Source organism: Paraburkholderia sp. PGU19, from assembly GCF_013426915.1.
Lineage (GTDB): Bacteria > Pseudomonadota > Gammaproteobacteria > Burkholderiales > Burkholderiaceae > Paraburkholderia.
Window position 1 is genome coordinate 717583 of record NZ_AP023181.1, and the last position, 20231, is coordinate 737813.

Below are 20231 nucleotides of genomic sequence, written 5' to 3' on the forward strand. Positions count from 1 at the left end.
AACGCGAACACGCCTGTTTGGACGTTCGTCAGTGAGCTAGCCTAGGACATTCTTCTTACCTCGTTATGTGCGGTAACGCACGGTGCCGCCTATATGCAAGACGAGACGCCTGACGCATTTCTAAAAGCGGCACACGTCAGGCAGACAAAATTATTCTTTTAAAAAATTCCATAAGTACATCGAGCAGGTGAATTGATTTCACCGTAGTCGCGATGCCTGATTTTCTTGTGCGAAAGATCTGCAAAATAACCTTGCCTCAACTATGTTATGAGAGCACGCGAGCGATGTATGTCAGCGCGATCATTCGAATACGACTATTCCTGATCGTCTACGTTACATCTGGCGTGCCGCAAATGCCGCCCGGCCGCGCTCTGCGAAATCTGCTTGCCTCTGCAACCGCGCTCTGATCATGGAGAAGACTGCCGTGCAGCCGATCCACCACGTCGACAGGCTCTACGTCATTTCAGACCTCCATCTTGGGGGCCGCCAGGATTCCAGATTTTCGGTTCGAGCAATGAGCTGGCGGGGCTCATCCGGCTGCTTGCCGATCAGGATCCCGGCGATGAAGTGGCGCTCGTCATCAATGGAGATTTCGTCGATTTTCTCGCCGAAGAAGACGCGACCTATTTCGACCCGCACGGCGCCATCCACAAGCTCGAACGCATCGCCCTCAAGGACGACACTTTTCGTGCCGTCTTCGAGGCGTTTCCGTATTTTCTCGGCAAGGAGCGGCGGCGGCTGATCGTCAATCTCGGCAATCATGATCTCGAACTGGCGTTGCCTTGGGTGCGCGAGCGCCTCGTGCAAATTCTGACGGGCGGTCAGTCGGCGGCGCCCGGCGCCCACTCGCGCCTGTATCTGGTTTTCGACGGCAGCGGCGTGCTGTGCAGCGTCGGTGGACGCTCGGTTCTCTGTTTGCATGGCAACGAGGTCGATCGCTGGAATCCCGCGAATTTCGAAAGAATCCGCGAGATAGCACGCGACGTACAGATTGGCCGGGCGGTCGAGCCGTGGATTCCGAATGCAGGCAGCAAGATGGTGATCGACGTGATGAATCCGGTGAAGCGCGAGTACCCCTTCGTCGATCTGCTGAAGCCGGAACAGGCGGCTGTGGCGCCGACGCTTGCGGCATGCGCACCGCAACTGGTCAGCGAACTCGACCGGGCGAAAAAACTGGCGGCCGTCGCGCTGACGCGCGTATGGGCTGGCGTGCGCAAACCCGACGGAATGCTGGGCGCAACCGAGGCGGAAGACGGCGCCGCGCCGTCCACGATCGACGCCGCACGTCCGCCCGTCACCGCAGCCGCAAGGTCGCAGCAGGCCGCGCTTCAGGCACACGAACTGTTGCTGATGGCCGATGACCGGGCGCGCCGCGGCGTCACCGCCACCGACCTCGTTGCCGGCGTCGAGGCCCTCCAGCTCGATGCGTTCGGCGCGCTGATCAAATGGTCCCGGAAGGACTCGACCAGCGAGGTCTTGCGCGAGGCGCTCGAAAACCTCGACCGCGACCGCAGCTTCGACATTGGCGATCGCGACGACACCGCAGTGCAGCTCGATGCCGAAGTGTCACCGGACATCGACGTCGTCATAGCCGGTCATACCCATCTCGAACGCGCGATGCGCCGCAGAAATGGACGCGGCTACTATTTCAACAGCGGCACATGGGCGCGCCTGATTCGCATCAAGCCCGAAGTGCGTGCCGACGCGCAACAGTTCGCGCAAGTCTTCGCGGCGCTCAAGCGCGGCACCATGGCTGATCTCGACGCCGCACACGATCTGGTCATCAAGTCCTGCACAGTCGTGGTTGTATGGCGAGATGCCGTGGACAGTGTCAAAGCGGAGCTTCGCCACGTCAAAACCATCGACGACAAAACAGAACTCGACGCGGACCTGCCGGCAAGCTGCATGGAGATTCGATGATGCGCAAAATAACACTCGAATTGCTGCGTCACGGGCCGCCTCATAACCAATTGCTGTCGCCCCTTACCGAATACATCGCGCTGTGCGAAAACCATAGCGCCGTCACGTTGCACGTGCCGTTCGAACACAACCAGATGCTCTATCGGCTGCGCGCATTGAGCTATCAACTCGGGACCGAAGCGCGTGAATTCCAGATGGGGATACCGCACGGGTGCTGGGCCAGTTGCTTGGAGAGATTCCCGGCCTGACCGCCGATCTCAACCGGCAAAGAACAGCCACAAGCGATGGCGACACGGCCGAGCAGGTCACGCACCTGCGATTGATCATTTCCGCGTCGGAACTCGCCCTGCTTCCCTTCGAACTGGCGACCGCTCCCAACGGCTTCCCCGGCGAAGGGCAAGCGCTTTCGCTGCAAACCCAGCAGCCTATCTGCATTACACGCGAAACACGGCGGGTTGCTCAGGAATATGTTCGCTGGCCGCGCAAGCCACGCATTCTGTTCGCCTTCGCATCGCCGCCCGAGATGGAAACGGTGCCTGCCGAAGCTCATCTGCTGGCGTTGCGCGAGGCGCTGACGCCATGGCTCGCGCTCTCCGATGACTACGACGACGAAAAGCGCCTGAAGATCATTGGTGACCGGCTTTCGGTATTGCCGAACGCATCTGCCGAGAGCCTGGAAGATGCCTGCTCGAAAAACGACTATACGCATGTGCACATTCTCGCGCACGGCGTTCAAACGAACACGCCGTATGACAGCCGCTTCGGTCTCGCGTTTCATTCCGACCGAGATCCTGACGGCGTGGAAGCGATTTCCGGCGACCGTCTGGCGACCATCTTGCGCACACCGCGTCACAACCAGCCGGGCCGGTTCACACGGCCTGCCGTCGTGACGCTCGCGAGTTGTAACGCCGGCAACGTCGGTTCGGTGGCGGGTGTTGGCGCAAGCATCGCCCACGCGCTGCACGAGGGCGGCGTCCCGCTCGTGATCGCGAGCCAGTATCCGCTGTCGTTCGGCGGCTCGGTGGTGTTCGTGAAGGACATGTACGAGGGACTGCTGTGGGGAGAAGACCCGCGCAAGCTGGTTGTGGGCATGCGCAGACGGTTGCATTCGTACTTCAAGGACAAGCACGACTGGGCGAGTATCGTCACATATGCATCGTTACCGCCTAATTTCGACGCACAGCTAGTGGACGCACGCATCCAGCAGTCGATGAACTGCATCTCGATTGCGCTGAGCATGGCCGACCGTGCGATGAGCGCTTTTCTGAGCTCGGAATCGCAACTTCCGCCGGCTGCTTCCAGCGTCGAAAACCACGCGAATCGCGACACGCTGGCCAGAGCGCAACAGCAGGTTGCCGAGGCAAAGGCCCGCCTGACGATGGCGATGGGCGAGCATCCGCAACAGGAGGCGCGCATCCTGGAACTACTGGCGAGCACCGAAAAGCGCGAAGCGCAGATGATCTACCACTCGACACAACAAGGCAAATTCGATCCCACTTCGAAAGATGGCATGCAACTGATCAGCAAGCTCGAAACGTCGAGAAACTACTATTGGTCAAGCTATCTGAAGCAGCGCAAGAGCCCTTCACAACTGGTTCAATTTCTTTCGCTGACACTCCTGCTGCAATACCTTGGCCGCCTGCCAAGGCCACTTGGTCAGCCCGAGCAGGATATGACGTCGATCTGGTTGAGCGCTCACGTGCAATCGCTCAACGATGCAGACCATGGGGAGCGGAGTGATCGCGCGTGGGCCTATGGAAATCTGACGGAGCTGTATCTGATCGCGAAGTACATCGATGGCCTGCCACCCGCTTATTGCGGAGATCCCCTCACCAACAAGGCGCTTGAAGCGGCGCGCAAACTGGTCTCGCTGGCCGGCTCGACGTCGTTCGAAGTCTTCTCGACGAGGCGCCAGATTGTGCGCTATCTCGACTGGTTCGTGCCGATGGTCGCAGGTGCATTCAACATGGACGCGCTGGCGAGGGAATTACTGACGGTGCTGCCCGCCTGTGACGAACCGGATTGGGACTATTGACTTCGCGTAGCCGGGCAACGCATCGCTCAACCGGATCTCTTCCGATATGGGAAGATCTTCTGGCACATCGTTAGTCGTTTGATGAATGTTCTTTACCGCACACAACTTCGCAGTTGACAGGCACCCTTCACTCGTAAAACCCCGATATAGCTCCTAACCTGAAATTTCTGACGCTTTAACGAAAGCAAAGGAAATTTCAGGTCATCCATTTATCGATAAGCGATCGTGATTCCGATGAGAGTTCGAGAGTTCATTAGGCACTCCATCTCTTATGAACAAGCCTATCCGCACACGGACCGCCTCTACGTTTCGCGAGAGCGCCCTGTCCAATGATCGGCCAACATACCGTCCTCTCGCGTGGAGATGCGCCGAACACGACGTCAGCTTTAATGTGAACACGCGGTCCACTTACCCGTTTGTCGAGGGGGCAACCGATGTCTTTCTTATTCCGTGGGACTCAGCTATGGCGCTGGACGACTTTGATCGCGCTTGCGGCGATCCTGGCCATCACGGCTTGCACGATCCAGTTGGCGCCGGCCTATGACCCGGCACTCGTCAACGGGATCCGCTCGGCCAACAATGACATCATGCAACTCTACGCGACCACCGGGATGGGGGTCGACAAAACGACCTTCCCGCAACGCGTCGATGAATACAACCGGATCATCGGAGCCGTCGATGCACTTGCATTGGAGTCGCAAAGCCGACCGGTCCCCGACAGCGCGATCCGCGACAAAGTCGAGCAGGCACTCGGACAATGGCTCGCATCGAACCCTACGCCACCCACAGGGCGCGACGAGGCGCTGAGCCTCGCAGCCGCTGAATGCGCCGACGCACGCAAGGTCAAGCGCGTACCCACTCTCACGATGCCCGCCACGATGGCTCAGGCCGACACCCGGCAGTACGTCCCTGCCAGCGCGATGGCGCTACAACAGGTATCGCGGGCCATAACCTTGCTCAGGGATACCGACTGCGCACACGGATTGAATAATGGAGAAGTCGCTGCGAACAAGGGCTATACACAGTACTTCGTTTCAGAAGCTCTCTTTTACGAGAACTTCTTGCAACGTTGAAATCCCCACGTTCAAGGAGTGGCCATGGCACTGGATCTCACGCAAGCAGCCGACATGTTCGTACAGAGCATTTCGTCGACCGTCAAAACAGTCACGGGTAGTGACGTCACGATGATCGCCGGGTTTTCACAGGCGCAGTTGCAAGCCCTCGCGCAGCAGTCCGCACTGGTGGCGGGCATGATCGAGGCCAATGCCTTCACGGCCGCCGAGCAGATCTTCTATCTGGATGGACTCGATCAGATGGCGAAGGGTTTCGTGAATACCTTTGTACAGATCGTCGAAGTTGAAATCGAAAAGATCTACAACGCGGTCGTGAATGCGATTTATGACTCTATCGGCAATCTGGCGGGCGTGACGCTGGCCGTACCACGCGCGGCCGGGTGAGCGTTCGTATGCCGTCTTCCGTCTTCCGTGCAAGAGTGAACGCAGAATTTCCATGTGATCCGGACGCTCGGAATACTGACGCCGGCCGACGCCGATCCACGAATCGGCAGTTCGGACTGGCTAAACGAAATTCACCAGACCTCCTCACGAGCAGATTGGCGAGCGCTTTTGCGCGGACGTGGCCGCGCGGAATATCCTGGCTTGAAGATCTTGACGCGTGTACCGACTTTCGGCCTGCTGTCAGGCACGCTTTTACTTCTGATGTTAGCGAGGCAGACATCATGGACCTAAGCCCACATTTCACATTGGAAGAGTTCGTGGCGAGTCAGACCGCGTCGCGAGAAAACATCTCGAACGACCCCGGTCCCGACATCATCGTCAATCTTCAGAACACTGCGCAGGTACTGGAAAAAGTGCGTGCGCTGCTCGGAAAACCGATTATCGTTTCGTCGGGCTATCGGTCGCCGCAATTGAACAAGGCCGTCAAGGGCGCCGTCGACAGCGCGCACATCTATGGTCTCGCAGTGGATTTCATCGCACCGCAATACGGCACCCCGATCGACATTTGCCGGCTATTGCAGACCTCCACGATCGTGTTCGATCAACTGATATTCGAACATACCTGGGTTCACCTCGGTTTGCCGAAGAGCGGCGCGCCCAATCGCCGGCAATTGCTGACGGCGCATTTCGGCGGCGGCCCGACGACCTATACAGCGGGGTTCGCGTAGCCCGTCAGGTAGCGGCTGGACTCGCGATTCTAAAGTTCTCAAATGTCTCTCTCGCGTCCGAGCAACCGATAACCAGGTAAAGTGTAGGACAACAAGATCAGAATAATCATCGCGGCACTGCCGAGCTTGAAAACCTCATTCGATCGCGGAGCGGCTGCATGCCAAACACTCGCTCCGGCGAAGATAGAGAAAGGCCATATGTCGATCAGCAAGCCAATATAGCCGAGTAACAAAACCGGTACTGCGACGACAAAAGGCGCGGCACCGCGAAGCGCAGCGACGGCACGTTGCATACCGCATGAGGCAGCTGCGAGCAGCAGCGGTACAGGAAGCAGCCAGCGCAGGACGCTCCAGTCAAACCATGGAGCCACAAGCGTCGGAGCATTCGTCTCCATTTTCATACTGAGGCCGACGATCATAAGCAGTTGGAGTGCCGCCAACGGCAGAACAACTGTATAGAGCTTGCGCTGCAACTCTCCTTTGCTCCTTGAGATCAGCCAACAGTAGCCAAGAAGACCGTACATCACCAGTGACACAAGGCCGGTGAGTAACCCGATAATCGTAAGAAGCTGAAGTGCCGTCAACGGCAAAACAATTCTGTAGAGCCTGTGCTGCAGTTCTCCGTCCGTCTTCGCAATCAACCAGCAGCAGCCAAGCAGCGCATACGTTATCAGCAACGCAAGACCCGTGAACAGGCAAAAAGGCGTGAGCCAATCGAATCCATTTCCGACGAACTGTCCGTTTGCTACGCGCATCCCCGCCAGACATTCGCCGAGCATGACGCCCTGAAAAAAGGCCGCGCCTGCCGATCCGCACATGAAGACACCATTCCACAACTGACGAGAACTTCCCAGCTTGTCCCGTATCTGAAGAGCCACACCCCGGAAGATCAGGCAAAGTGCCATCGTGATCAACGGAAAATAGAGCGCGGAAAGCAAAACTGAACAGACCGTTGGAAACGCAGCATAAAGCGACACGCCGCCGAAAACCATCCATGCCTCGTTACCGCGCCATACTGGCGAACGAGTGCTGAATAGACGCTCACGTTCGCTTTCGGATGAAATAAACGGAAGAAGAATCCCGATACCGAGATCAAATCCGCCGAGTACGATATACATTCCGACGCCGAAGGCAATGATTACTGCCCAGCAAGTCGCGATATCCATCATGGAGTCCGGTTGTAGTTTCCGAAGCTCCATTGTCGCGACCGTGCGGACCGGGTATTGATCCGGTTTCCATCAAGTTGACTGGTCCGGTTTAGAAATAGCCGGGCATCATCTCAGGACTGAGCACATCAGTCCGCGCGGACATTAAATGAGGTTGAGCGTCGATCCTGCGCGGATGATAGCGGCCGCCCCCGGAACGGGCACGCGTGACGCTTCGCCCCACTCAGGCTCCATCGACAAGCCGCAATATGTCGGAAAGCGCAACCGGTTTGACGAGATGATGGTCGAAGCCGGCCGCCCGCCAGTCACGTCCGTCGTGAGCTTGCCCGGATTCTGAAACGGCAATGAGCACGGCACTTCCGCTGATAGGGTGTGCCCGGATGGTCCGTGCAATCTGATAACCGTCTGGAGGCGGGATGCCGATGTCGATGATCGCGACATCGAGCGTAATCTGCCCATTAAGGATCAGCGCCGCATTACCGGAGCCGGCGATATGCACCCGATGCCCGTGCGATTTGAGCAACGCGGCAAGCGACGTGGCGTTATCGAGCTTGTCGTCCACTATCAGGATGCTTCGGGTACGGCTGTCGTTCACCAACGCGCCCTCTGCCTGTGACGAAGCGAGCGATGTCGATCCTATGAATTCGGGCAGACGCAGCACAAAATCAGCACCCGTCCCCGCTCCCTTCGACCGGACCGTCACCGTTCCGCCGTGCAGCACAGCAAGCGCACGGACCAAAGACAGACCTATCCCGAGACCGCCCTGCGCCGCAGCAACGCTTCGTTGCAACTGGATGAATGGCTCGAAGATCGCTTCCTGTTCTTCCGGCAGAACGCCGACGCCCTGATTACGCACCCTGATCGACACCATGCCTTGCGACTGCCCGACATCGATTTCAATCTCGCTTTCGTCCGGCGCGTACTTCGTCGCATTGGACACGAGGTTGTCGAGCATCTGGACGACCCGAGCGTCGTCACCGAAAACGGCGCACCCCTCATTCTCCAGATGTATCGAAACCTGTTGCCGCCTTGCCTCGATATCGGGCCGGTTGGCCTCGACTGCCGCGGCGATGGCCAGACCCACATTGACCGATGTGCGATCGAGTGTGAGCCTTCCGTGCGCCAGACGCGAAACATCGAGCAGGTCATCGACGAGGCGCGACAGGTGTTCTACCTGTCGACCTACCGTTTGCCATGCTGCGCGCGCTGCGGCAGGGCTCGTCTGGAATCTCGGGTCCATCAGTTCCAGCGCGTTGCGGATCGGGGCGAGCGGGTTACGCAATTCGTGCGCGAGCGTCGCGAGGAACTGGGACTTGCGCCGGTTCGCCTCGTGAAGTGCGCGCTCGGCGCGCCACAGGCGTAGTAGCGCACGGACATTGGCGACAAGCTCGGGGGCTTCGACGGGCTCTGTCAGATAGCTGTCGGCGCCGCTATCCAGCGCGCGAATCCGGTCCGAAGCGGTCAACAGGACCGCGGAGGTTTGAAGGACCAGTACCGACCGCGTCGAGGGATTCTGTTTGATTCGCTTGCACACGTGCACGCCATCGCTGTCCGGCAGCCGCACGTCGAGCAGGACGACAGCAGGTTTGTGCGATGTAACGAACGCTAGCGCCTGCTCACCGGTCGATGCCTCGAGCACGTCCAGGCCCGCACGACGCAGCACGCGCGTTTTGGCAAGCCGCGCGGCATCGTTGTCGTCGACGTTCAGGATCAGTTCCGACCAGCCGGCGAGCGGCGGGTCTGTTTCCGGTAGATTGTGCATGCACCATTGCCAGTCGTTGCCGGGGTGGGCCAGTGTCACGAGAACCGGTCAGGCTCCGGCCAAGGGTAGCACGACAGCGAGCCAGATCAGTGCGTTATCGTCAGCATCGTGGGTTTCCGCGCTGATTTACCGAGGCGCAGCGTCGTTTCGCGAGCTTCTTCGCACTAGTGCGAATGTCGATGGTGAACATCCGGGAAATGCGCGTGTGAATGCGTAATGGGCAGATGCACGTGGGGATGCGTGTGCGGCTCATCACCGGCATACGCAAAGTCGTGCTCGTGCTGGTGATGTTCATCATGACGATGCCGATGCGTATGCTCCAGCCACTCGTGCGTGTGCTGATGTTCGTGCCGCTCGCGGACGTGCAGCCAGATACCCAGCGCCATTAAGGCCGCGGCCATCCAGAAGGACAGATGCGGCAGTTCGGGCCAGATGAGGAGCGAGAGCGCCACACCGAACAGCGGCGCGACGGAAAAATATGCGCCAGTGCGTGCCGTCCCAAGGTGACGTAGCGCAATCACGAACAGCGCGAGGCTTACACCATAGCCGGCAAGTCCCGTTGTCATCGCGGCGCCGACCATACCTGCAGCAGGGAGCGAGGCGCCCGTCGCGAACGCAATCGCGAGATTCACCGGCCCTGCAATCAGCCCCTTCAGACACGCGATCACCATCGCATCGTTGGTCGAAACCTTGCGCGTGAGGTTGTTGTCGATTGCCCAGCACAGACACGCTGCGACGATCAACAGCGCGCCACCGGGAATGCCTGCCTCGGCCGGTTGCCACGACAGCATCACGCCACCGGCGACGATAGCCACCATGCCAAGGAATACCTGGACGTCGACGTTCTCGCGAAATACAACCCATGCGATCACGGCCGTCAGCACGCCCTCGAGATTCAGCAGCAGCGAACTGGTCGCCGCTGGTGTGCTCGACAGCCCGAGCATCAGCAGCGCGGGGCCAGCGACGCCGCCGGCAACAATGGCGCCGAGCAGCCATGGCAGTTCGGTCCGGCTGATCCCGTGACTGTTACCTTCCTTGGTGGACGTGCGCAGTCGCCGGGCGATGATGCCGATACCAAGCCCAATGCCGCTGCCGAGGTAGAACAGGCCGGCAACCAGGAATGGAGACATTGACCCGAGCAGGGCCTTGGCGAGCGGCGTCGCGGCGCCAAAGAGCGCTGCGGCGGCAAGCGCGGTGAAGATCGCGCTGGATCGGGAATTCATGAGATGGGAACTGTACAAGTGCGCAACGAGTGCCTGAATAACCAGTGTAGCGCACCGCCCGTTGCGCAATCGTCCCAACGCCTTTTGCACCGTCACGCGGGATCATCCCAAACCCGCTTCAACTCATGCACCGCCCTTGTGCTTCTCCAGTTCCGAACGGCGCCACTCGGCTGGCGTCATACCCAGGTGTTGCGTGAAGGCGCGCCTGAACGCGGCCACCGATTGGTAACCAACCTCCTCGGCGACGACTTCGGTGGAAACGCCTGGCTTTTTCAACGCGTTGGCGGCCAGCGCCATCCGGACATCCGCTAACAGCTCATTGGGCGAGCGTCCCACCTTCTCATGGAAGTTGCGAAGCAAGGTCGCGCGCGACATGCTACAGAGCCCCGACAACTCAGCCAGGGTCCACGGATAGGCCGGCTCGTTGAATATGACCGCAAGCGCAGGCGCCAGACGCGGATGCCCGGCGAGCGCCAGCAGCCCCGTCGGTGCTTCGTCAGACTCGCTGGACATGCGTAGCGCCAGCGCGAACAGAGCCGTCGATAGCGCATTGAGCATCGCATAGCCGCCCAGGTTGTCCGCGCCCGATTCCGCTCGCATCAGCGCCATAAGCGCTTGCAACTGGGTCAGCGTGTTGCCGTGAGAGGAACCCTCCGCCGCCGATGTCCGGATCACGAGGCGCGGCGGAAGGTACGCACGAATAAAGCGGTCATGTGGCGGCGCCAGCACGATCCGTCCGCAGAGCATATCCAGGCGCTGACCCGTGCCTTTGTTTTCGCTGATGATCAGGTTCAACGCTTCGCGTTCACGCGCAGGCTTCGGCTTCGCCCCGCCACCATCGTGAAGGATATGCGCGGAGCCGTGCGTCAACATCACGATGTCGCCAGCACCGAGATTCTGCGGTTTGCCCGTGCCCGGCGTCTCCAGGATTGCCGACCCGCCAAGCACGATGTGATACGGCATTTCCCCGGCCTCCGAATCGCCGTAGACAACCTGCCACGGTGCGCCATAGGAGCATCGAAGTTCAAGCTGGCCGCGCACCGTCATCATGCCGAGCAGACGGCTGAGCCAATCAAGTGGGGGTGACATCGCTACCTCGGTTGATACTTTTGAGCATGATATTGCGAATTCAGAGGCTCAACAAGATCATCCTGCGACCATAAAGTGGAGGCTCCTAACCACCACTGAATGAGGTCAATCATGAGTCGCATCGCTATCCCCGCTGTTACGAACGCCACGGGCGCCACCGCCGAAGTCTACGCACGGGTCCGGAAAATCGCTGGCGGCAGCGTACCGAACCTGTTCGCGGCCCTGGGTCATCTCGCGCCAGCGACATTGAACGGCGCGTTGGACGCCGAAGGCGCGCTGGCATCCAGCAGTCTCAGCAAGCAGGACCTGGAAACGATCAAGCTGCTTGTCAGCGAGCAGACGGGCTGTGACTACTGTGTGGCCGCGCACGTCATGCTGGGGAAGATGACGGGTCTCTCGTCCGAAGCGCTTCGTCAGATTCGCGCAGGCCAGGCGACAGGTGATGCGAGGCGCGATGCGCTCATCCACTTCGTGCTGAACCTGCAGACCACGCGCGGCACGATCAGCGAAAGCGAACTGACAGCCATTCGCGCCGCCGGTTACACGGACACGCAGCTAGCCGAAATCTCGCTGGCAATCGCGATGACCATTTTCACCAATACGTTCAATCGCATCAACGACACGGACGTCGATTTTCCGCCCGTCAAGTGACAGGTGCGTAGCCGGGCGGGCACGTCGCGCGAGACGTGCCGCTCGCTACGTCGTTGCTCTCATGCATCTCAGGCAGAAAGCCGGATCACTGCCACATCGGCCACATTAACTCGCAAATGAATTGGGGAATGTCATGTCTCAAGTTGAACATTTCGATACGTTGATTCTCGGCAGCGGCCAGGGCGGCAAGCTCCTGGCGTGGCATCTGGGACGAGCGGGACAACGCGTCGCCGTGGTCGAGCGGCAGTGGGTAGGCGGTTCATGCCCCGCCGTCGCTTGCCTGCCCAGCAAGAATGAAATCTGGAGCGCGCGCGTTGCGCATCTGGCGCGGCATGCCGCCGACTTCGGCACGACGACGGGTCCAGTCACCGTCGATATGGCGAAGGTGCGCGAACGCAAGCGCGGCATGATCGAACGCGAAGCAGCGTTTCATGTGCAGGCGTATGCGTCGAGCGGCGCAGAACTCATCATGGGCCTTGGCCGCTTCGTCGGGCCGAAGACGATCGAGGTGCAACTCAACGACGGCGGTACGCGCACGCTCAGCGGCGAGCAGGTGGTCGTCAATGTCGGCACGCACGCTGCCATTCCCGATGTGCCGGGCTTGCGAACCGCCGAGCCGCTGACTCATATTGGCGCGCTGGAACTTGACTACGCGCCAGCGCATCTGATCGTGCTCGGCGGCGGTTACATCGGTATCGAGATGGCGCAGGCATATCGCCGCTTCGGCAGCCGCGTGACGATCATCGAGCGCGGTGCCCGGTTGATGGCACGTGAAGACGCGGACGTTAGCGAAGAGATGCTTCGCATTCTGCAGGCGGAAGGAATCGATATCGTGCTGAATGCCGAAGCAATCAATGTGGAAGGCCGCTCTGGCACGCATGTTCGCGTCGTATTGCGCACTGCTTCCGGGGAACAGGCGATTGACGGCAGCGACATTCTCATCGCGGCAGGACGGGTCCCGAACACGGCCAACATCGGTCTGGAGCAGGCAGGTATCGAGCTTGACGGTCGCGGATACATTCGCGTCAATGAGCGGCTGCAGGCTTCGGCGCCCGGCGTGTGGGCTATCGGCGAAGTCGCGGGTAGTCCGCAATTCACGCACGTTTCGGTGGATGACTTCAGGATCGTGCGCGACAACATGGCCGGCGGCAATCGCAAGACGAGCGACCGGTTGGTTCCGTACACGCTATTCACCGATCCGCCGCTTGCACGCGTGGGGTTGAATGAAAGCGATGCGCTTCGTCACGGCATCGCGACTCGGGTTGCAACACTGCCGATGAGCCATGTGCTTCGAACCGAAGCGACGGATGAAACGCAGGGGTTCATGAAGGTCCTCGTCGGCGCCAACGATGACCGCATCCTGGGATTCACGATGATCGGCCCGGAAGCGGGAGAAGTAATGGCCTCGATGCAGACCGCGATGCTCGCTGAGCTTCCGTATCAGAAGCTCCGCGACGCCGTCATCTCGCATCTGACGTTCGCTGAAGGTTTGGGGCCGCTTCTGTCGAACGTGCCGGCAAGAGCAGCGGAGTAGATCTTCTGGGGTGCAAGTGTGGCGCGCGATTTCGGGCGCACGCCACATTCCCAAGACACCGCCTAGTGCGAAACACCAGCCCGCTTGAACGAAACGGCAGAAGGCCGTTTATCGCCGTTGCCTGCACCATCCGGAAGGAGATCGCCATCATCCAGTCCCGCGTCTTCGCGTGCCGTATCCGGATAGCGCTCGGGATAAAGATGACGATGCGCTCGCTGCATGTCGAACGTGCCCGACCACCGCGCGACAACCACGGTCGCCAGGCTGTTGCCGATCGTATTGCAGGTGGCAATCGCCATCGACATGAACCGGTACACGCCAAAGATCACGGCAAGACCTTCGACGGGCAAGATGCCCGTCGACGTGACCGTCGCCGCGAACACGACGAACGATCCGCCCGACACCGTCGCAGCGCCTTTCGACGTCAGCAGCATCAGCAACAGGATGCCGACCTGATGTTCGAACGTGATGGGAACGTTGTACGCATGCGCGATGAACATGACGCCCATCGACATGAAGATCGACGTGCCATCCAGATTGAACGCGTAGCCTGTCGGCAGAACGAGTCCGACCGTCTGCTTCGCGCAGCCGAGGCGTTCGAGCTTGATCAGCAGCCGCGGCAATGCGCTTTCCGACGACGCCGTGCCGAGCACGATCAGTATTTCGTCCTTGATGTAGCGCAGGAAGCGCCACATGCTGAAGCCCGCGAGTCTCGCAATGAGGCCCATCACCACGACGATGAACAGCGCGATCACCGCATAGAAGCTCAGCACGAGTTGCGCGAGCGCGACCAGCACGGCCGTGCCGTTGCTGCCGACCGCGAACGCCACCGCGCCGAACGTGCCCAGCGGTGCGAGCTTCATCACGAGATTGATGAACGAGAAGAGCACTTGCGAAATCAGGTCGAGCCCTTCGTTGATGCGTACGCGCCGGCTCTCGGGAATGGCGAGAATGCCGATGCCCACCATCACGGCCAGCACGACGACCTGCAGCAGTTCACCCTTCGCAAACGCGCCGATGAAGTTGTCCGGCACGAGATGCATCACGAACTCCGTGAAGCCTTGCGGCGCGGCCTTCGCGGCAGTGACAGGCATCGCGCCCGGCGTGATGGCCGTCATGCCCTTGCCCGTCTGTAGCAGGTTGCCCGCCAGCAGGCCGATGGCGAGCGCAATTGTCGACACGACTTCGAAGTACACGATGGAGCGCCAGCCCACCCGCCCTGCGCTTTTCACATCGCCTGCCGATGCGATGCCGTGCACGATCGTGAGGAACACGAGCGGCGCGACGCCGGCCTTGATGAGCGCGAGAAAGATGTCGCCGAGAATCTTCAGCTGCGCGCCGAACTTCGGAAAGATCAATCCGACAGCAATGCCGAGCACCAGCGAAAGCAGAACCTGCATGCCCAGTTTCCGGTACCAGGGCCGCCTGGCGGGCGGCGCAATTGAATCGTCGCGCGATACGTTGTCGTTCGTCATGGTGTGTGCTCCTCCACAGATCGTTGGTCAGATCTCGCTGGACAACGCGAGCGCGCGGTCGACCATCTGCGGTGCAAGACCAAGATAGTTCGCGGGGTCCGTCATGCGGTCGATCGCGTCGCGATCGAAATGGCGTGTCACGTCGGGCAGCGCAGCCAGCGCTTCCGCCAGCGTGCCGCCCTGCTCGTTCACCGTGCGGCACGCGTCGTAGACGATGTCGTGCGCCTGCTGGCGGCCCGTGATCGGCGCCATCTGCATCATCACCGCCTCGGCGACGATCAGCCCCTTGCTGATACCAAGGTTGTGCTTCATGCGCTCGGTATCGACGATCAGTCCGCCGAGCGCGAACTTCGCCTGGTGCAGCGCGCCCGATGTCAAAATGAAGCTCTCGGGAATCGCAATCCACTCCGCGTGCCACGGGCCCGTCGCGCGCTCGAAGTCCTGGATCATCGCGTCCACCATCAAGCCCGCCTGTTGCCGCACCGCTTTCGCCGCAGCCAGCATCAGTTCGCTCGAAATCGGATTGCGCTTTTGCGGCATCGTGCTGCTCGCGCCGCGTCCCTTCACGAACGGCTCATACACTTCGCCGAATTCGTTCGACGCCATGATCATGATGTCGGTCGCGATCTTGCCAAGCGAGCCCGTCACGAGCGCGAGCAGATTGACGGCTTCGGCGAAACCATCGCGCGCCACGTGCCATGTGGTGGCCGGCACGCCGAGCTTCAGTTCCTGCGCGAGCGCCTTCTGCACGTCGAGACCCTTGTCGCCCAGCGACGCGAGCGTGCCCGCCGCGCCCGCGAATTCGACGACGGCGACGCGCTTGCGCAACTCGGCGATGCGCTGCTGGTGCCGGTCGAACATCGCCAGCCAGATCGCCACCTTGTAGCCGAACGTGACGGGCAGCGCCTGTTGCAAATGCGTGCGGCCCGCCATCGGCGTGTCGCGATGCTTCTTCGCAAGGTCGGCGAGGATGCCGCGCAGTTCGCGGATGTCGCCGTCGATCGAATCGAGCGCGTCGCGGACCTGCAGCGACACGGCCGTGTCCATGATGTCCTGCGTCGTCGCGCCCCAATGCACGTAGCGGCCCGCCTCGCCGCACATGCCGACGAGCTGATGCACGAGCGGCAGGATCGGATAGCCGACGATGTCCGTTTCCTCGCGCATGTGGTCGAAGTCGATGCGCTCGATCTGCGACTCGCGTGCGATCGCTTCGGCCGCGTCGGCAGGGATCACGCCGACGCGCGCCTCGGCTTTGGCGAGCGCGACTTCGACATCGATATAGCGCTGTACGAGCGCGTGATCCGCAAACACGGCGCGCATTTTGGCGGTGCCGAACGCGTCGCGAAACAGGATCGAATCGAAGACGGTGCTGGAAGACGGGATGGAGCGGCTGTTCATGGCGGGCTTGGCCTCGATCAAAACGGGTGTGAAGAAATTGCGGGACAGAGCGACTGACGCCTCAATATGTCCGGACATATTCAAGATAATATGTTCGAACATATGATTCAAGTTATGATTTACCCCTGGATCAGCGCTGCCCGTCACCCGACATGAACAAACCCCATTACGCCGACATCGCCCGCGACCTGACGCAGGGCATTACCAGCGGCCGCTTCCCGGTCGGTTCGTATCTGCCGACCGAGCTGGAACTGCGCGACCAGTACAAGACCAGCCGTCACACGATCCGCGCCGCCTTGCATGAGCTTCAGCAGCTCGGCTTCGTGTCGCGCCGGAAAAATGCGGGCACGCGCGTCGAGTCGACACAGCCGAAGAACGACTTCCGCCCTTCACTGGCGTCCGTTGAGGATCTGGTTCAGTTCGGCTCGAAACACCAGCGCGTGGTGCAGTCGACAGCGGAAATCGCGGCGGCGGGTTCGTTGGCCAAGGTCTTGCGGTGCGATGAGGGCGATCGCTGGCTGCGCATATCGAGTCTGCGAGTCGACGGCGATGGCAGACGGCCGCCGATCGGATGGACGGATGTGTATATCGATCCCGGTTATGCCGACATCGCCGAGGCCGCTCGCGAGGAACCGGATACGCTGATCAGCGCGCTGATCGAAGCGCGCTACGGCCGATGCGTGACCGAGATACAGCAGGACGTTCACGCCGTGAACGTCTCGGCGGATATGGCTGAGCGATTGCGGGTCGAGCCAGGCACTGCGGCGCTGGAGATCGTGCGTCGCTATCTCGACTCGTCTGGAGTCGCGTTCGAGGTGTCGGTCAGTTTGCATCCCGCGGAACGCTTCTCCGTTTCGATGCGCTTGAAACGGTCAGCGGTTTCGGCGAAGGAAAATATCTGACTGGTCCGATGCCAGTCGATCAAGACGTGGCCAGCACCGTTCTTCTTGCCGAACGCCATGAAGGTGCCGGGATGAGCGGCGATCGTTCTGGCCGCTTATGCCAAATCCACCTGGCACCTGCGAATATCGTGGATTACACTGAATTTTGCTATGCAACCTTAAAGCGTAGCCGACCCACGAAGTCAACATTGCGCGGACTTTCGTGCACCTCTTCTGCACGTGTCTGCCGACACCGAGCGAAAAAATAACTGCTTGGTGAAGCGTTTCGCCATTCATTACTTTGGCCCGCGCTTAAGTCTTTCTTGCTTCCCATTCCAGAACACCTGGCCGCACTGACGGCTCATCGTTCTCTCTCACAGCTTGCTCCGCAGATGGCGGCAGCGCGGTATTACTGCGGCCATTTTTAATTTCAGTTGTTTGAATTGGGCGCCTACTGCAACCAGGCAATGGGCCCCTGTGCGCCGTGATCTCAAGCGCCTGATTCGGTGACAAGGAGATGACCATGTAGATCAAGCATGCAAGCATTTTGTCGGCAACAGCCGTTGCACTTCTCTTGCTCAGTGGTGCCGCTCAGGCCGGTGACCACGACAGCCACGGCGGCCTTTGCTCGAACGCAACGCTAAAGGGAGCGTTTGAGTTTATCGGTCATGGAGTGATTCTTGGATTGATAGGAGACGATGGAAAGGTGCATCCGTATGCCTCCCCGTCGATCCTCGATGACGTCGCCCTGGTGACGTTCGACGGCGCGGGCACTTTTCAGCGCACCGACTTCGGCATGATCGGCGGGTTGCCGAAAGGGGGAAAGACGACATTCAATCCGAACCAGCAAGGTAGCTACACGGTGAACCCCGATTGCACCGGCACCATGACAGTCGTCTATACCGCTGGCGGAGCCGTGCCGGCGGGCGTCGAGACCGATCTGAACATCGTCGTCGCTAGCGACGGGACGCTCGTCGAATCCGTTGTCTACAGGGCGGTCACCGTGTCAGGTTCGAGCGGGAACGGCGATGTAACGTGTCCAAAGAATTGCGAGCAAGGTGTCCAAGAGTACTTCGAGGGGAGAAAGATTCTGGTCTTCGGCTTTCGTTAGTCGAGTTCTGGATGGGTTCATGCCTGCTCGCCATGACGCTTTTCTTGAAGGGAGTCTGGTATGAGCCTGGGCGCAGGCTTACTGCCCTTAAAGCCTGCGCCTTCTGCGAAGTAACCGCCGCCTGGAAACTGTGCTGCATGCCGACGCCATAAGTGCTGCCGGAAGGATTGCCCGTCAGCTTGTCATAGGAGTAGACCGCATACACATAGGTGCGCTTCGAAAGAATATAGTTGTACGCGATCTGGTGATCGCATGCTCTATCCCGTCTATTTTAGTTATGGACCGCCCATTACCTCGGCATGGCATTTTGCATAGAGATGGCCTAATAAGAAGCCACCGACACGCTACTCGCGCGATCAATGGTAAGTCGTCGTAGACGACTGGAGCTTCGTCAACACGCCGCTTTTGAACCGGAACCAGCCTTGCGAGCTTTGCATCACGACTTCGTCACCTTGCCAGAACACGCGTTTGACCGTCATGCGCTTATTTGAGCGCTGCACAAGTGGTGGATGGTGGCGAAAGTCGTACAGCACCGGGCCGGAATCGGTCTGCACAAGCGCACGCGTGACAGTTTGCCTGGCGTCATCAACGTCATCGAAATGCGTGAGTGTGTTCGCACTGAAACGATCGAACGTTTCCTTGTCGAGCATCACCACGAAATCGTGGTCTACACGCGAGAATTGCAGTGTGCCCGAGTGCGTGACGAACGGGCCGGACGCGTTGCTTTGCGCATGAACGCAGGTCGCGATAATGCAGGCTGAGAGTGCAGCAAGTAGTAGTCTTTTCATTTTCTTCCAGATTTTGCGGTATCCCTGACAACAAGGCACGAACCAATAAAGTCGAGTGGTTCATTTTTTAGTTCCGTCGCGATGAACTCGACAAACGCGCGCGCCGCCAGGCGGCTGGCACGCCCCATCGGGAAATAGGCATGCACGGGCACTTCAGCCATTTTCCAATCGGGCAACAGATGCACGAGCGTGCCGTCTTCGACTTGCGATCGACACGCCCATGACGTCGTCGACACGATTCCAAGGCCGGAAGCCGCCGCTGCAAGCGCGCCCGCCGTGTCGTTGGTTGAAACATGCGGCTGCACGTCAACCGATGCTGTCTGGCCATCGCGCTCGAATTGCCATGACGACACGTGCGCCCCGGCCGGGCCGCCTACGATGCGATGCGTAGCGATGTCCTCCGGCAACACGGGGGTACCGTACCGTTCGAGATAGGCAGGCGAAGCCACGACGACACGATGCATCGTGCCGATCAACCTGGCGGTGCCCGCGGAGTCCGGCAGATTGCCCACCCGGATGCCGACGTCGACCGCTTCGCGAATCATGTCTTGCCACCGGTCGTCGAGCATGACCTCGACTCTGAGCGACGGGTGACGTTCAGTGAAGGCGGAAAGGCGCGGCAGGATCACGCAGATGGCCATCGTCGAAGGCATCCCCACGCGCAGCACGCCGCGCAATTCGCCTGTCTCGCGAACACTGTTCTCCGCGTCGTCGATCGCCGCCAATATCGGCTCCATGCGGGCCAGAAACTCCAGACCGGCTTCCGTCGGCACCACTGCGCGCGTTGTTCGCGTCAGCAAGCGCGCGCCGAGGCCCGCTTCGAGCTCGGCGATCATTCTCGACACTTGCGATTGCGCCAGTCCGCACTCCCGCGCCGCCGCCGAAAAACTGCCGAGCCGGGCAACGCGGGTGTAAAGCCTGAACGTCAGGACGTCCTTCAAGCTCCCTCCTTTCTCCAGCGGACAACAGGGCCGACTAGCCGGTCCAGCTTCGCATCAATGCACATCCAGCAT

At 60.1% G+C, this 20231-nt stretch carries 18 protein-coding genes and 1 pseudogene; 10 read left to right on the plus strand and 9 right to left on the minus strand.

Annotated elements, in window-relative coordinates:
* Positions 1-567: 567 nt before the first annotated feature.
* The 6 genes from H1204_RS33055 (at position 568) to H1204_RS33075 (ending at position 6140) form a co-directional block, all read left to right on the plus strand.
* Positions 568-1920, plus strand: a complete 1353-nt coding sequence (locus tag H1204_RS33055) for a phosphoesterase (RefSeq protein ID WP_243468941.1) — start codon at positions 568-570, stop codon at positions 1918-1920.
* Positions 1917-2168 carry a hypothetical protein gene (locus H1204_RS51725; protein ID WP_243468942.1) on the plus strand — a complete coding sequence of 84 codons (252 nt, stop codon included), beginning with the start codon at positions 1917-1919 and terminating at the stop codon, positions 2166-2168. Before H1204_RS33055 ends, H1204_RS51725 begins: the two co-directional genes overlap by 4 nt.
* Positions 2132-3955 carry a CHAT domain-containing protein gene (locus H1204_RS33060; protein WP_243468943.1) on the plus strand — a complete coding sequence of 608 codons (1824 nt, stop codon included), beginning with the start codon at positions 2132-2134 and terminating at the stop codon, positions 3953-3955. The genes H1204_RS51725 and H1204_RS33060 overlap by 37 nt, the downstream gene beginning before the upstream one ends.
* A gap of 479 nt (positions 3956-4434) precedes the next feature.
* Positions 4435-5028, plus strand: coding sequence for a hypothetical protein (locus tag H1204_RS33065; RefSeq protein ID WP_243468944.1), 594 nt, complete (start codon positions 4435-4437; stop codon positions 5026-5028).
* Positions 5029-5052: 24 nt separating this feature from the next.
* On the plus strand, positions 5053-5412 hold the full coding sequence (locus H1204_RS33070; protein WP_180734722.1) for a hypothetical protein: 360 nt from the start codon (positions 5053-5055) through the stop codon (positions 5410-5412).
* 281 nt (positions 5413-5693) lie between these two features.
* On the plus strand, positions 5694-6140 hold the full coding sequence (locus H1204_RS33075) for a D-Ala-D-Ala carboxypeptidase family metallohydrolase (protein WP_180734723.1): 447 nt from the start codon (positions 5694-5696) through the stop codon (positions 6138-6140).
* A 38-nt stretch (positions 6141-6178) separates the two neighbouring features.
* Here H1204_RS33075 and H1204_RS33080 read toward each other — a convergent pair whose 3' ends face one another.
* From H1204_RS33080 to H1204_RS33095, 4 genes are all read right to left on the minus strand, one after another.
* The gene (locus H1204_RS33080; protein WP_180734724.1) at positions 6179-7309 is read right to left on the minus strand and encodes a cytochrome d ubiquinol oxidase subunit II; all 1131 of its coding nucleotides are present in this window, start codon (positions 7307-7309) and stop codon (positions 6179-6181) included.
* Positions 7310-7529: 220 nt separating this feature from the next.
* A complete protein-coding gene (locus H1204_RS33085; protein WP_243468945.1) occupies positions 7530-9107 on the minus strand; it encodes a response regulator in 1578 nt (525 codons plus the stop codon).
* Between the two features lie 125 nt (positions 9108-9232).
* Complete coding sequence (locus H1204_RS33090; protein ID WP_180734725.1) at positions 9233-10291, minus strand: DMT family transporter; 1059 nt, start codon at positions 10289-10291, stop codon at positions 9233-9235.
* Between the two features lie 123 nt (positions 10292-10414).
* Entirely contained in the window at positions 10415-11380 is a 966-nt protein-coding gene (locus H1204_RS33095; RefSeq protein WP_180734726.1) for a cupin domain-containing protein, read from the minus strand.
* A 111-nt stretch (positions 11381-11491) separates the two neighbouring features.
* Between H1204_RS33095 and H1204_RS33100 the strand changes: the two genes are divergently transcribed.
* A complete protein-coding gene (locus tag H1204_RS33100) occupies positions 11492-12031 on the plus strand; it encodes a carboxymuconolactone decarboxylase family protein (RefSeq protein WP_180734727.1) in 540 nt (179 codons plus the stop codon).
* A gap of 133 nt (positions 12032-12164) precedes the next feature.
* A complete protein-coding gene (locus H1204_RS33105) occupies positions 12165-13565 on the plus strand; it encodes a mercuric reductase (protein WP_180734728.1) in 1401 nt (466 codons plus the stop codon).
* Between the two features lie 62 nt (positions 13566-13627).
* Here H1204_RS33105 and H1204_RS33110 read toward each other — a convergent pair whose 3' ends face one another.
* Together H1204_RS33110 and pcaB are read right to left on the minus strand one after the other, a co-directional pair.
* Positions 13628-15040, minus strand: coding sequence for a cation:dicarboxylase symporter family transporter (locus H1204_RS33110; RefSeq protein ID WP_180734729.1), 1413 nt, complete (start codon positions 15038-15040; stop codon positions 13628-13630).
* A gap of 27 nt (positions 15041-15067) precedes the next feature.
* On the minus strand, positions 15068-16438 hold the full coding sequence (pcaB, locus tag H1204_RS33115; protein WP_180734730.1) for a 3-carboxy-cis,cis-muconate cycloisomerase: 1371 nt from the start codon (positions 16436-16438) through the stop codon (positions 15068-15070).
* A 152-nt stretch (positions 16439-16590) separates the two neighbouring features.
* Here pcaB and H1204_RS33120 point away from each other — a divergent pair, with 152 nt between their 5' ends.
* Both H1204_RS33120 and H1204_RS33125 read left to right on the plus strand, forming a co-directional pair.
* Positions 16591-17340 carry a GntR family transcriptional regulator gene (locus tag H1204_RS33120; RefSeq protein WP_180734731.1) on the plus strand — a complete coding sequence of 250 codons (750 nt, stop codon included), beginning with the start codon at positions 16591-16593 and terminating at the stop codon, positions 17338-17340.
* A gap of 526 nt (positions 17341-17866) precedes the next feature.
* The gene (locus H1204_RS33125; protein ID WP_243468946.1) at positions 17867-18430 is read left to right on the plus strand and encodes a hypothetical protein; all 564 of its coding nucleotides are present in this window, start codon (positions 17867-17869) and stop codon (positions 18428-18430) included.
* Between the two features lie 124 nt (positions 18431-18554).
* Here the strand turns inward: H1204_RS33125 and H1204_RS51730 are convergent.
* The 3 genes and pseudogenes from H1204_RS51730 to H1204_RS33135 all read right to left on the minus strand — a co-directional run.
* Positions 18555-18671 (minus strand): annotated as a pseudogene (locus H1204_RS51730) (porin); the annotation flags it as partial.
* 115 nt (positions 18672-18786) lie between these two features.
* Positions 18787-19218, minus strand: a complete 432-nt coding sequence (locus H1204_RS33130; RefSeq protein WP_180734732.1) for a hypothetical protein — start codon at positions 19216-19218, stop codon at positions 18787-18789.
* Positions 19215-20159: a LysR family transcriptional regulator gene (locus H1204_RS33135; protein ID WP_180734733.1), complete on the minus strand. Its 945-nt coding sequence runs from the start codon at positions 20157-20159 to the stop codon at positions 19215-19217. The genes H1204_RS33130 and H1204_RS33135 overlap by 4 nt, the downstream gene beginning before the upstream one ends.
* Positions 20160-20231: the final 72 nt, after the last annotated feature.

Excerpts from the sequence above, each read along its gene's own strand:
- H1204_RS51725 (WP_243468942.1), top strand. The coding sequence starts at position 1,917 with ATGATGCGCAAAATAACACTCGAATTGCTGCGTCACGGGCCGCCTCAT.
- H1204_RS33070 (WP_180734722.1), top strand. The coding sequence starts at position 5,053 with ATGGCACTGGATCTCACGCAAGCAGCCGACATGTTCGTACAGAGCATT.
- H1204_RS33075 (WP_180734723.1), top strand. The coding sequence starts at position 5,694 with ATGGACCTAAGCCCACATTTCACATTGGAAGAGTTCGTGGCGAGTCAG.
- H1204_RS33080 (WP_180734724.1), bottom strand. The coding sequence starts at position 7,309 with ATGATGGATATCGCGACTTGCTGGGCAGTAATCATTGCCTTCGGCGTC.
- H1204_RS33090 (WP_180734725.1), bottom strand. The coding sequence starts at position 10,291 with ATGAATTCCCGATCCAGCGCGATCTTCACCGCGCTTGCCGCCGCAGCG.
- H1204_RS33095 (WP_180734726.1), bottom strand. The coding sequence starts at position 11,380 with ATGTCACCCCCACTTGATTGGCTCAGCCGTCTGCTCGGCATGATGACG.
- H1204_RS33100 (WP_180734727.1), top strand. The coding sequence starts at position 11,492 with ATGAGTCGCATCGCTATCCCCGCTGTTACGAACGCCACGGGCGCCACC.
- H1204_RS33105 (WP_180734728.1), top strand. The coding sequence starts at position 12,165 with ATGTCTCAAGTTGAACATTTCGATACGTTGATTCTCGGCAGCGGCCAG.
- H1204_RS33110 (WP_180734729.1), bottom strand. The coding sequence starts at position 15,040 with ATGACGAACGACAACGTATCGCGCGACGATTCAATTGCGCCGCCCGCC.
- pcaB (WP_180734730.1), bottom strand. The coding sequence starts at position 16,438 with ATGAACAGCCGCTCCATCCCGTCTTCCAGCACCGTCTTCGATTCGATC.
- H1204_RS33120 (WP_180734731.1), top strand. The coding sequence starts at position 16,591 with ATGAACAAACCCCATTACGCCGACATCGCCCGCGACCTGACGCAGGGC.
- H1204_RS33130 (WP_180734732.1), bottom strand. The coding sequence starts at position 19,218 with ATGAAAAGACTACTACTTGCTGCACTCTCAGCCTGCATTATCGCGACC.